This window comes from Streptomyces sulphureus DSM 40104, from assembly GCF_000381025.1.
GTDB classification, from domain to species: Bacteria; Actinomycetota; Actinomycetes; order Streptomycetales; family Streptomycetaceae; genus Streptomyces; species Streptomyces sulphureus.
This window is the reverse complement of sequence record NZ_KB905835.1, coordinates 1-13,042: the sequence shown is the minus strand read 5'-3', so window position 1 is coordinate 13,042 and position 13,042 is coordinate 1. Positions and strand designations below refer to the sequence as shown.

The 13,042-nt window shown below is 71.2% G+C and carries 4 protein-coding genes and 1 pseudogene; 4 read left to right on the top strand and 1 reads right to left on the bottom strand.

What is annotated here, in order from left to right:
- Positions 1-171 precede the first annotated feature (171 nt).
- Complete coding sequence (gene secA, locus F603_RS0131155) at positions 172-2,994, top strand: preprotein translocase subunit SecA (RefSeq protein WP_019549843.1); 2,823 nt, start codon at positions 172-174, stop codon at positions 2,992-2,994.
- Between the two features lie 121 nt (positions 2,995-3,115).
- Here secA and F603_RS33290 read toward each other — a convergent pair whose 3' ends face one another.
- A complete protein-coding gene (locus F603_RS33290; RefSeq protein ID WP_019549842.1) occupies positions 3,116-3,463 on the bottom strand; it encodes an Rv3235 family protein in 348 nt (115 codons plus the stop codon).
- A gap of 2,075 nt (positions 3,464-5,538) precedes the next feature.
- Between F603_RS33290 and F603_RS0131145 the strand changes: the two genes are divergently transcribed.
- The 3 genes and pseudogenes from F603_RS0131145 to F603_RS33285 form a co-directional block, all read left to right on the top strand.
- Entirely contained in the window at positions 5,539-6,147 is a 609-nt protein-coding gene (locus F603_RS0131145; protein WP_019549841.1) for a DUF6912 family protein, read from the top strand.
- Between the two features lie 802 nt (positions 6,148-6,949).
- Positions 6,950-11,917, top strand: a complete 4,968-nt coding sequence (locus tag F603_RS0131140) for an NAD-glutamate dehydrogenase (RefSeq protein ID WP_019549840.1) — start codon at positions 6,950-6,952, stop codon at positions 11,915-11,917.
- Positions 11,918-12,048: 131 nt separating this feature from the next.
- Positions 12,049-13,042, top strand: a pseudogene (locus tag F603_RS33285) (hypothetical protein); the annotation flags it as partial.

The window sequence follows — 13,042 nt, the reverse complement described above, 5'->3', positions numbered from 1 at the left end:
GGGGGCTCCGGCACGTTAGGGGTACAGGGGCAGACGTCCCTCGCATACGATGGCCGGTGCGGTATTGGCACGGCAGACTGCCCCCGCCCCTTCCCCGGGGCCGCGGAGGTGGTCTGCGGGCCGTGCCGCGCACCGACCGTGCCAGGCCCGACCGGCAAGGAGCCACCCTAAGTGTCCGTCTTCGGCAAGCTCATGCGTGCAGGTGAAGGGAAGATCCTGCGCAAGCTGGACCGCGTCGCGCGGCAGGTGAATTCCATCGAAGAGGACTTCGTCGACTTGCCGGACGCAGAGCTCCGAGCCCTCACCGCCGAGTACAAGGAGCGTTACGCCAACGGCGAAAGCCTCGACGACCTCATGCCGGAGGCGTTCGCCACGGTCCGCGAGGCGGCGAAGCGCGTCCTCGGCGAGCGCCACTACGACGTGCAGTTGATGGGCGGCGCCGCGCTCCACCTCGGCTACGTCGCGGAGATGAAGACGGGTGAGGGCAAGACCCTCGTCGGCACCCTGCCCGCCTACCTCAACGCCCTCTCCGGCGACGGCGTCCACATCATCACGGTCAACGACTACCTCGCGCAGCGCGACTCCGAGTGGATGGGCCGCGTCCACCGCTTCCTCGGCCTCAGCGTCGGCTGCATCGTCGCCAACATGACGCCGCAGCAGCGCCGCGAGCAGTACAACTGCGACATCACCTACGGCACCAACAACGAGTTCGGGTTCGACTACCTCCGCGACAACATGGCGTGGTCGAAGGACGAACTCGTGCAGCGCGGCCACAACTTCGCCATCGTCGACGAGGTCGACTCGATCCTGGTCGACGAGGCGCGCACCCCGCTGATCATCTCCGGTCCCGCCGACCAGGCCACCAAGTGGTACGGCGACTTCGCCAAGCTGGTGAAGCGCCTCGACAAGGGCGAGCCGGGCGACCCGCGCACCCAGAAGCCGGAGACGGGCGACTACGAGGTCGACGAGAAGAAGCGCACCGTCGCCATCCACGAGGCAGGCGTCAGCAAGGTCGAGGACTGGCTCGGCATCGACAACCTCTACGAGTCGGTGAACACCCCGCTTGTCGGCTACCTCGACAACGCCATCAAGGCCAAGGAGCTCTACAAGAACGACAAGGACTACGTCGTCATGGACGGCGAAGTCATGATCGTCGACGAGCACACGGGCCGCATCCTCGCCGGACGCCGCTACAACGAGGGCATGCACCAGGCGATCGAGGCGAAGGAGGGGGTGGAGATCAAGGACGAGAACCAGACCCTCGCCACGATCACCCTCCAGAACTTCTTCCGCCTCTACAACAAGCTCTCCGGCATGACGGGTACGGCGATGACGGAGGCCGCCGAGTTCCACCAGATCTACAAGCTCGGCGTCGTCCCCATCCCGACCAACAGGCCGCTCGTCCGCGCGGACCAGGCCGACCTCATCTACCGCACCGAGGTCGCCAAGTTCGACGCCGTCGTCGACGACATCGCGGAGAAGCACGAGAAGGGGCAGCCGATCCTCGTCGGCACCACCTCGGTGGAGAAGTCCGAGTACCTCTCCAAGCAGCTCAACAAGCGCGGTGTACGCCACCAGGTCCTCAACGCGAAGAACCACGAGCGCGAGGCGGCGATCGTCGCAGAGGCCGGCCGAAAGGGCTCGGTCACGGTGGCGACGAACATGGCGGGCCGCGGAACCGACATCAAGCTCGGCGGCAATGCCGAGGGCCTCGCCGAGAACGCCCTCCGCGAACGCGGCCTCGACCCGGTCGAGAACGCCGAGGAATGGTCGCAGTCCCTGCCCGGCGCCCTGGAGGAGGCCGAGCAGTCGGTGAAGGACGCGGTGGAGGAGGTCCGCGAACTCGGCGGCCTGTACGTCCTGGGCACCGAGCGCCACGAGTCCCGCCGCATCGACAACCAGCTCCGCGGGCGTTCCGGCCGTCAGGGGGACCCGGGCGAGTCCCGCTTCTACCTCTCCCTCGGCGACGACCTGATGCGCCTCTTCAAGGCCCAGATGGTCGAGCGTGTGATGGCGATGGCGAACGTCCCCGACGACGTCCCGATCGAGGCCAAGATGGTCACCCGCGCCATCGCGTCGGCTCAGTCGCAGGTGGAGCAGCAGAACTTCGAGATCCGCAAGAACGTCCTCAAGTACGACGAGGTCCTCAACCGTCAGCGCGAGGTCATCTACGGCGAGCGGCGCCGCGTCCTGGAGGGCGAGGACCTCGAACAGCAGGTCCACCACTTCATGGACGACACCATCGAGGCGTACGTCAAGGCCGAGACGGTCGAGGGCTTCGCCGAGGAGTGGGACCTCGACCGCCTCTGGAGCGCCTTCAAGCAGCTCTACCCGGTGAAGGTCACCGTCGAGGACCTGGAGGAGGCCGCCGGCGACCGCGAGGGCATCACCTCGGACTTCATCGTCGACGCCATCACCGAGGACATCCACGAGCAGTACGAGGCCCGCGAGAAGGAGCTCGGCTCGGAGATCATGCGCGAGCTGGAGCGCCGCGTCGTCCTCTCCGTCCTGGACCGCAAGTGGCGCGAGCACCTCTACGAGATGGACTACCTCCAGGAGGGCATCGGGCTGCGCGCGATGGCCCAGAAGGACCCCCTCGTCGAGTACCAGCGCGAGGGCTACGACATGTTCCAGGCGATGATGGACGGCATCAAGGAGGAGTCCGTCGGCTACCTGTTCAACCTGGAGGTGCAGGTCGAGCAGCAGGTCGAGGAGGTCCCGGTGGAGGACGCCAAGCCGGAGGAGGAGGCCCCCTCGCTGGAGAAGCAGCAGGACGCCGTGCCGGCGGGCGCGGGCGCCGGTCCGGCGATCCGCGCCAAGGGCCTCGACGCCCCGCAGCGGCCGGACCGTATGCGCTTCTCCGCTCCCACTGCCGAGGGCGGCGTCGTCGAGGGCGATCTCCAGCAGGAGGACACGCCGGTCCGTTCCGAGTCGGACGGACTGACGCGCGCCGAGCGCCGCAAGGCGCAGAAGGGCAAGCGCCGGAAGAAGTGAGATCGGGCTGCGCGGAGTTGGCGTAGCCCGAGTGCGCGGGACGGGCCCGGGGCTGTCGTGGAGCGGCAGCCCCGGGCCCTTTCGTGCGGTCGGGGAGTGCGCCGGTGCTCGGGCGCAGGTGTCAGTCGGGCATCAGGGCAGGGTCCAACTCCAGTGCGGTGCACTGCCACTTGCGGTTGCGTCCCAGCTCCAGCCGAAAGGCCATCGCCCGCTGCCTGCCTTCGACGTCGAGCCGTGCGAACGCCTCGATCACACCGTCGACCGGCTGCGAGCCCCGGGCGTCGAGAAGCAGGGGTTGCCTCTCCGCCCCGCCGGGTGCCGGGGCGAGGGGCGCGAGCCGTGCCAGCTCGACGAGGCGCTCGTAGCAGTCGCCGTGCACATGGCCGAGGAGCGAATGGACGGGCGCCTGCGCGCCGAGGACGCGGACCAGTCGGACGGCGAACCAGTGCGGCGGTCGGCGGTCCCGCACCTGCCCGGCGGCGGCGCGCAGCGCGGCGCCGTCGGGACGGCGCCCGTCCGGCTGTTCGGCGGGGCGGGCGGAGGACGACGAGCCGGCGCCCTCATGCCGTGGGACGGCGGCGCGTACGTGTCCGGCACGGTGCCGGTGCTCGGCGCGAGGCGTCTCACGCCGGGCGGGGTGTCCCGGCTCGGCTTGGCGTCCGCGTGGCGAACTCCGCCGGCAGCCGGGCGGGTTCGCGGAGCCGGGCTCCTCGGGCGAGGCGCACGGGGCTTCGTTCGTCGGCGACGGCTCTGTGCCCGTCTCACCCGGCCGTTGGTCGGCTGGTGAGGACGAAGCTCCGGTCCGTGTCGCTCGCCGTTGTGCCGTCGCGGACGGCTGTTGGTGGGCGGGGGTGTGCTGCTCGCCTGCTGCGGGTGCGGAGAGGTCCGCTTGCGTGCCGGGGCCAGAGGAGACGTGCGTGCGTGCCCCGTGCTGCTGGGCAGTTGCCGGCCCGCGGTGGGTCGGTTCGGCGCGCTCGTTGTCGGTGGGGTGTGTGTCGTGTGCCGTGTGTTGTCGGTTCGTTGTGGTGGGCGGCTGGTGTGCGCGGGTGCTGTGGTGGGTGGTTGAGGGCGTGGTGTCGGTGGTGGGTTCGGCCGGGCTTGTCGTGTGAGGTTGGGCTGCGGACGGGCGGTGATCGGCCGGTGTTGCTCGTTCTCCGTTGGTCGGGGGTGCGGTTCGCTGTTGGTCCGTGGTCGGCGGTGATTGGTTCGGGCGCGTGCTGCGGGGATTGCCCGGTGTGGGCGCGAGTCGGCCCGCTTGCTCGCCCGTTGCGGAGCCGGGGCGTGTGCGGGTCTTGGGCTGCCGAGTTGCCGTGGGCGGGTGTTGCTCGGTCGGCATCGCTTGTCCCCTGTGGGCCGGGTGTTGGGTGGTGTGTGCGGGGTGTTGTCGGCCCTTCGCGGCCGTGTGGGTGCCGGTGCGGTCGTCTGAGAGGGCCTCTGCATGCGTGGGGGAGAGGCCGTCGATCTGTCGGGCGGTCTGCCTCGTTGATTCCCTGCCGGCTGGTTGTGCGTCGGTCTGCGATGCGCCTGGCTGCCGGGTGCCGGGTTTCCGCGCTCGCCCGGCTCCACGGGACGGGTGCGGGGCTGGCGTCCGCCGGTCGCCCTCGCGGCCTTCGCCGTCCCTGTGGAGAAGCGTCGGTCGCTCACGGACGGGATCGAGCCGGTCGGCACCGCTCGGACGCTCGGCTCCAGTGGTTGCGGAAGGGCGGGGCGTCCTCGTCTCCGCGGTGCGTTGTCCACGGCGATCGGTGGGCGCCGCTGGGGAGTCGGCGGGTGTCCTTCCGGAAGTGGGCGCGGTGCTCCCGGCGGTCGCCGCACAAGGTGGGGCGGACGGCGTCGGCTGCGGTGCGGCGGCGTCCGACCGCCGAGCCGCCGCCCGTCGTCCCGTTCCGGCGCCCGGTTCCCCCGCGGAACCGGGCCGCCGTGGACGCACGGAAGAGGTGTTGACCGGCCCGCAGGAGGGCCGGGAAAGGGCGCCGGCTTCGTGCGGACGGCCGGGTGGCGCCGGTGAGGCGTCGGGCACGGGCGGGGCCCTGTGCTCCGAGTCGGGCTCTGCGGTGATGGTGCTGATCCCCCTTGCGTGTGGCGTGCCGCACGGCGGCACGGCGTGGTCCCAACCTCGGTCGACTCGCGGCGAGTTGGTGGGCAGCCCGAGTACACGCCCGGTACGGGCTTCGCCTTGTCTTCGGCGGTGGCTGCTCTCGCCGTTCCGCCGGTGCGGAGCCTGTGCGCTCCGTCTTCCCCCGCCCCCGTGGGCGCCTGATGCCATCGGCGCAGTCAAAGAATCCCCCGATTCTCTCCAGCACGGGGCAAAGCCCGTGCTGCACTCGGCATGGTTCTATCCACGGGGGAGGGGGCCCGCAACGCGTCTCTCGCCGGGTGCGGTATGCGACGCGGGGTCACCCCGCGGTGTGACGCGGTGCCGGCGGGTTGCCGTCACGCCCTGCGGACCAGCGACTTCGGGCACGGTCGGCCGCCGACGGCAGCGTGCCGTGCGGCCGTATGCTGGCCCGGGCCCTCACTCGGCGACACACGAAAGCGGCACTCATGCGCGTCTACCTCCCTCTGACCCTCCCCGCCCTGGCAGCGGCGTACGGCGCAGGCGAGCTGGCTCCGGCGCCCCTCGACGCCTACGCGGCGACGCCGGCCCTGCGCGCCTGGCTCGGCGAGGACACCGGAGGCGAAGGAACGGGCAAGGCGGACGCCAACTCCCGTACGTCCGCGGGCAAACAGGGCAAGAACCCGTCGAAGGGTGCCGAGGCCGCGCGCGAGGAGGAGCTGGAGTACGAGGCGCTCACGGCGGCCGCCCGCGCCTCCGTCGGCCTGCTCGCGGAGGATGCTTCTGCGCCTCCCGTCCGCGTGGTGGCCGCGGCCGAGGTGCCCGACTCCGCCGTCGAGCCGGTGGAAGCCGGCCCGGAGGCCGATCCGGCGGAGACGGCCGGTCTCGTCAAGCTCCGCGGGACGGTACCGCTCGCCAAGGTCGCGGCGGTCCACGCCGACGCCGAGGAGGCGACCGAGGCGGTGGCGGCAGCGGCGGCGGCATGGCGGGCGGCGGACGGCCGCGGCGACGCGTCGTTCCCGCCGGCTCTCGAGGACGTCGAGGACCACGAACTCCTCTGGTACGCAACGCAGGAGATCCCCGACCTGCTCTCCTAGCGCAGGGCCGGCGCTCGGCGCAGGTCCGCGCCGTGGGCCGCTCCGGACGAGGCTCCGCGTGCGCGGCCCAGCTTCGGACGACGAGCTGCACTGCCCCGTTCCCTTTCCGGGCGTGCTCGGCCGGTGTCCCGTGCGCCGTCGCTCGGGCCGTGAGCGCCGGGAGTCAGCCGCTCGCGTGCTCAACTACGCTCCGTACACGGCCGTTTCAGAGGGACGAGCCCGTTCGCGGGCGCTGCGACCACAAAGCAAGGCGGTCCACCGGCCGAGCCCACGCCGCGCCGCCCGCACCCCCGCACTTCGCCGTGGCCGGGACGCAAAGCCCGCCGCCCCCGAGCCCCACTCGCATTACCGCCCGCCCCACCCCGACCCAACTCGCCCCCGTGCCGCAGGCATCCGGCCGCGGGGGCGTACCTCGTCTCATCGCAGCGTTGACCCGTGGCGAGCGCCGCGGGTGAACTCGGTGTGCGGGGGGTCGGGAGCGCTCCGGGGCGACGCCGACCCGGCGTGCCGATTCACGACGACTGCCCGGTCGCCCTCGGTTGCACTCGGTGGCAGTGGTTTTGTACACATTCCCCTCACCGTGACGCACCCCCCGTCCATAGGGATAACCTGGCTGCATGATCAGCGCGATAGCCGGTGCGGGCGAGCGTGCCCTCATCGGGCCTCCACAGGGTGAGGACGCCCGGGAGGCCGCTGACCGCAGCTCGCGGTACGGTGCCGGCAGCGGGGCGGAGCTCCTGCGCCATGACGCCGTACCTTCACACCGACGTCACGCAATGGCGCGCGACAGGAGCCAGAAGACATGCAGACCAAGCTGGACGAAGTCAAGGCCGAGCGGCTCTCGGAGGCCGCCCAGGTAGCCGAGCAGAGCCCCGTCGGAGGAAACCTCTCCTTGCAGGGGCTCGAAGACAGCGCCCTCGACGCCTACCTCCAGCGGTACTACCTGCACACCGCCCCCGAGGACCTCTCCGACCGCGACCCCGTCGACATCCTGGGTGCCGCGCTCGCGCACTACCGCCTCGCGCAGGAGCGCCCGCAGGGAACCGCCAACGTCCGCGTCCACTCCCCGTCCGTCGAGGAGAACGGCTGGTCCTGCACGCACACGGTCGTCGAGGTCGTCACCGACGACATGCCCTTCCTCGTCGACTCGGTGACCAACGAGCTCTCCCGGCTGGGCCGCGGCATCCACGCGGTGGTCCATCCGCAGTTCCTCGTGCGGCGCGGAGTCGACGGCAGCCTCCGCGAGTTGGTCACCCAGGGCCCCGACGAGGCGCTCGCCGCCTCCCGCCAGGCGCCCGACGAGCTGCCGCACGACACGGTCAACGAGTCCTGGATCCACGTCGAGATCGACCGGGAGACCGCGCGCGAGGACCTCAAGGGCATCGCCTCCCACCTTCAGCGCGTCCTCTCCGACGTCCGCGAGGCCGTGGAGGACTGGCAGAAGATGCGCAGCACCGCGCTGCGCATCGCCGCCGAACTGCCCTCCGAGCCGGTCGCCGACGACGTGCCGGGACAGGAGGTCGACGAGGCGAGGGAGCTGCTGCGCTGGCTCGCCGACGACCACTTCACCTTCCTCGGCTACCGCGAGTACCGCCTCGACGAGGAGCCGGCCGAAGAGGGCGCCGTGCAGCCGGAGTTGGCGCTGAGCGCGCTCCCGGGCACCGGCCTCGGCATCCTGCGCGCCGACCCGAAGCACACCGAGGACGAAGGACACTCCCCGTCGTTCAACCGCCTTCCCGCCGACGCGCGGGCGAAGGCGCGCGAGCACCGGATGCTCGTCCTCACCAAGGCCAACAGCCGGGCGACGGTGCACCGTTCGTCGTACCTCGACTACATCGGCGTGAAGAAGTACGACGAGCAGGGCCGGGTCGTCGGCGAGCGCCGCTTCCTCGGGCTCTTCTCCTCGGCCGCGTACACCGAGTCCGTCCGCCGGGTGCCGGTGATCCGGCGCAAGGTCGCGGAGGTGCTGGAGGGCGCGGGCTTCACACCCGACGGGCACGCGGGCCGCGACCTCCTCCAGATCCTGGAGACCTACCCCCGCGACGAGCTCTTCCAGACCCCGGTCGAGCAGCTCAGGGACTTCACCACGTCCGTGCTCTACCTCCAGGAGCGCCGACGCCTCCGGCTCTACCTGCGCCAGGACGAGTACGGCCGCTACTACTCGGCCCTCGTCTACCTCCCCAGGGACCGCTACACCACCGCGGTCCGGCTGCGCCTCACCGACATCCTCACCGAGGAACTCGGCGGCACCAGCGTCGACTTCACCGCGTGGAACACCGAATCCGTGCTCTCCCGGCTGCACTTCGTGATCCGCCTCGAGTCGGGCGCCGAGCTGCCCGTCCTCACCGACGCCGAGCGGGACCGGATCGAGGCGCGGCTCGCCGAGGCGACCCGCTCGTGGGCGGACGGCTTCGCCGAGGCGCTCGTCGCCGAGTGCGGAGAGGAACGCGCGGCCGAGCTGAACCACAAGTACGGGCAGGCGTTCCCCGAGGGGTACAAGGCCGACTTCCCGCCGCGCGTCGCCGTCGCCGACCTCCAGCACATCGAGCAGCTCGCGCGCCGTGGCGACGAGGGGTTCGCGCTGAGCCTCTACGAACCGGTCGGCGCGGCTGCGGGCGAGCGCAGGTTCAAGATCTACCGCATCGGCGAGCCGGTCTCGCTCTCCGCGGTGCTGCCGGTCCTCCAGGCGATGGGCGTCGAGGTCGTCGACGAGCGCCCGTACGAACTGCGGTGCAGCGACCGCTCGACGGGCTGGATCTACGACTTCGGCCTGCGGATGCCCTCCGCCCGCGTGCAGGAACTCGACGAGGAGACCCGCGAGCGCTTCCAGGACGCCTTCTCCGCGGTCTGGACGGGTCGCGCCGAGAACGACGGCCTCAACTCCCTCGTGCTGTCCGCCGGGTTGACGTGGCGCCAGGCGATGGTGCTGCGCGCGTACGCCAAGTACCTCCGCCAGGCCGGCGCCACGTTCAGCCAGGCGTACATGGAGGACACGCTGCGGCGGAACGTGCACACGACCCGCCTCCTCGTCAGCCTCTTCCAGGCGCGCCTCGACCCGGGCCGCGCCTCGGCGGGACTGGAGCTGATCGACGGCCTGCTGGAGGAACTCAACGGCGCGCTCGACCAGGTCGCGAGCCTGGACGAGGACCGCATCCTGCGCTCCTTCCTCACCGTCATCAACGCCACCCTGCGCACCAGCTACTTCCAGACGGACGAGCAGGGCGATCCGCGTACGTACGTCGCGATGAAGCTCGACCCGCAGGCGATCCCCGACCTCCCGGCGCCGCGCCCCGCGTACGAGGTGTGGGTCTACTCGCCGCGGGTGGAGGGCGTGCACCTGCGGTTCGGGAAGGTGGCGCGTGGCGGCCTGCGCTGGTCCGACCGCCGCGAGGACTTCCGGACGGAGATCCTCGGGCTCGTCAAGGCGCAGGAGGTGAAGAACACCGTCATCGTGCCGGTCGGCGCGAAGGGCGGGTTCGTCGGCAAGCGGCTCCCCGACCCCGCCCAGGACCGGGACGCGTGGCAGGCCGAGGGGATCGCCTGCTACAAGACGTTCATCTCGGGGCTCCTCGACATCACGGACAACCTCGTCGGCGGCGAGGTCGTCCACCCCGAACAGGTCGTGCGGCACGACGGCGACGACACCTACCTCGTCGTCGCCGCGGACAAGGGCACCGCGACCTTCTCCGACATCGCCAACCAGGTCGCCGAGGAATACGGCTTCTGGCTCGGCGACGCCTTCGCCTCCGGCGGCTCCGCCGGGTACGACCACAAGGGCATGGGCATCACGGCGAAGGGCGCCTGGGAGTCGGTGAAACGACACTTCCGGGAGCTGGGGCACGACACCCAGACCGAGGACTTCACGGTCGTCGGCGTCGGCGACATGTCGGGCGACGTCTTCGGCAACGGCATGCTGCTCTCGGAGCACATCCGTCTCGTCGCGGCCTTCGACCACCGGCACATCTTCGTCGACCCGGAGCCGGACGCGGCGAGCTCCTACGCCGAGCGCCGCCGCCTCTTCGAGATGCCCCGTTCCTCGTGGGCCGAGTACGACACCGCGCTCCTCTCGCAGGGCGGCGGCGTCTTCCCGCGGAGCGCCAAGTCGATCCCGATCACCCCGCAGATGCGGACGGCGCTCGGCATCGAGCAGAGTGTCGCCAAGCTGACGCCTGCCGAGCTGATCAAGTCGATCCTCAGCGCCCCCGTCGACCTGCTGTGGAACGGCGGCATCGGCACCTACGTCAAGGCGTCGACGGAGTCGCACGCGGACGTCGGCGACAAGGCCAACGACGCGATCCGCGTCGACGGACAGGACATCCGCGCTCAGGTCGTCGGAGAGGGCGGCAACCTCGGCTGCACCCAGCTCGGACGGATCGAGTTCGCGCGCGGCGGCGGCAGGATCAACACCGACGCGATCGACAACAGCGCCGGCGTCGACACCTCCGACCACGAGGTGAACATCAAGATCCTGCTCAACTCCGTGGTCCGTGACGGCGACCTCACCATCAAGCAGCGCAACGCCCTGCTCGCCGAGATGACGGACGAGGTCGGCCGCCTCGTGCTGCGCACCAACTACGCGCAGAACTCGGCACTCGCCAACTCCTCGGAGCAGGCCCCGAGCCTCCTCCAGGCGAACCAGCGGCACATGCGCAGGCTCGTCAAGGAGGGGAAGCTCGACCGCCAGCTCGAGTTCCTCCCCTCCGACCGGCAGATCCGCGAGCGCCTCGCCAACGGCCAGGGGCTCACGCAGCCGGAGCTCGCCGTGATGCTCGCGTACACCAAGATCACGCTCACCGACGAGCTCCTCGGCACCGACCTGCCGGACGACCACTTCCTCCAGCAGCTCCTCCACGCGTACTTCCCGGGGGCGCTCCGCGAGCAGTTCCCCGAGCAGATCGAGGCGCACGCGCTGCGCCGCGAGATCGTCACCACCCTCCTCGTCAACGACACCATCAACACGGGCGGTTCGACGCTGCTCCATCGGATGAAGGAGGAGTCGGGCGCCTCGACGGAGGAGATCGTCCGCGCCCACACCGCGGCCCGCGCCATCTTCGGGCTCGGCCGCATCTGGGACGAGGTGGAGTCCCTCGACAACAAGGTGGCGGCCGAGGTGCTCACCGGCATCCGCCTGCGCTCGCGCCAGCTCGTGGAGCGCGCCACCAGGTGGCTGCTGAACAACCGTCCGCAGCCGCTGATGCTCGCCGACACGATCGAGGTCTTCTCCGAGGGCGTCGAGACGGTCTGGTCGCACCTCCCGAAGCTGCTCAAGGGCGACGAGCTCAAGTACCACCAGAAGGTGTACGACCAGCTCTCGACCGCCGGCGTCCCCGGCGAGCTCGCGCTGCGCGTCGCCGGCTTCTCGGCCGCGTTCCCCGGGCTCGACGTCGTCGCCGTGGCGGGCCGCTCGGGACGCGAGCTGCTCGACGTCGCGGAGGTCTACTACGACCTCGCCGACCGGCTGGGCATCACCCAGCTCCAGCGGCGCGTCAGCGAGTTGCCGCGGGCCGACCGCTGGCAGTCGATGGCCCGCGCCGCGATCCGCGAGGACCTCTACGCGGCGCACCAGCTCCTCACGGCCGACGTCCTCGCCGCCGGCGACCTGACGGCGACCCCTGCCGAGCTCTACGACGCGTGGGAGGAGAAGAACCGCTCCGTCCTCGTGCGTGCCCGGGGGACGCTCGACGAGATCCAGGCGTCCGAGACCTTCGACCTCGCCAACCTCTCCGTCGCCATGCGGACGATGCGCACCCTGCTCCGCAGCAACCGCTGACACGGCACCACCGCAGGAGGGGCGTCCCGACCAGGGGCGCCCCTCCGTCGTCCCCGCCCCGATCGGCGCAACGGCGCGCGCCCCGGCGTACGTACCCGCCTAGCGTGGACACGGGCAGGAGAGGTGGTGCCATGAGGTCGAAGATCCTGGCGGTGCTTGCCCCCGGCGGCGACCCCAGCGAGGAGAGCCGCGACGAGCGTCCCCTCCGGCTCCGCGCCTACCTGCTGCTCTGGCCGACGCTGCTGTTCGCCGCGTACGTGGTCCAGACGCTCGGCGTCCTCACCGCGCAGCTCTGGGCGGTGGCGCTGGGCGCGGCGCTCGCCGTGCTCCTCGACGTGGTACCGCGCGACGGCGCGGGCCTCCTCGCACACCGGCTCGCGAGCGCCCAGCTCACGCCGCCCGTACGGCAGTTGCTCATGGAGGCCCTCCTCGTCGGCGGCCTGGCACGCCTCGGCGCGCTCCACGGGTGGTGGGCGGGCGTCCTGCTCGTGGCGCTGCTCGGCTGCTGGGGCGGGCACTTCCTCTGCCAAGTGGTCGCCGGCATGGTCAGGCGAAGACGTCGCCTGCCCGTCGTCACCCGCAACATCGACACCTCGGCGCTCCGCCTCACCCCGGCGCCGCCGCGGCTCCTCGCGCACGGTGGCGGGGTGCGGCTCCGCGCCGTCGGCCTCCTCGTCCTCGTCGGGTGCCTCGCGACCGCGTGGACGCGGGACCCGCGCTGGGGCGCGCTCGCGGCGGGCGTGTGCTGCGTGCTCGTCCTCGCCGGTGCTGCCTACCTCGCGCTGTGGCTGCTGCCGGGGCGGCGGACGGTCGGGGAGGCGGCCGTCCTGGAGTGGTTGGATGCGTGGTTGGGGGAGTATCGGCCGACGGTGGGGATGTATTTCTCGGGGGGTACGTCTTCGGCGTATCAGGCGAACATGTGGCTCTCGACGTTGGGCGCGCTGGAGGGACGCCCGGTGATCGTGTTGCGGGAGCGGTTCATGGTCCAACGCATCGAAGCGACCGACGTACCGATCCTGTGCATCCCCAAAGTCGCCGACCTCATGCGCCTGGAACACTCCAGCCTCCGCATGCTCCTCCACCCCGCCAACTCCGGCAAAACCAGCCAGGTCCTCCGCATCCCCA

Bases quoted from the DNA above. Each gene is read 5' to 3' on its own strand.
- F603_RS0131145 (WP_019549841.1), top strand. From the start codon at position 5,539: ATGCGCGTCTACCTCCCTCTGACCCTCCCCGCCCTGGCAGCGGCGTAC.
- F603_RS0131140 (WP_019549840.1), top strand. From the start codon at position 6,950: ATGCAGACCAAGCTGGACGAAGTCAAGGCCGAGCGGCTCTCGGAGGCC.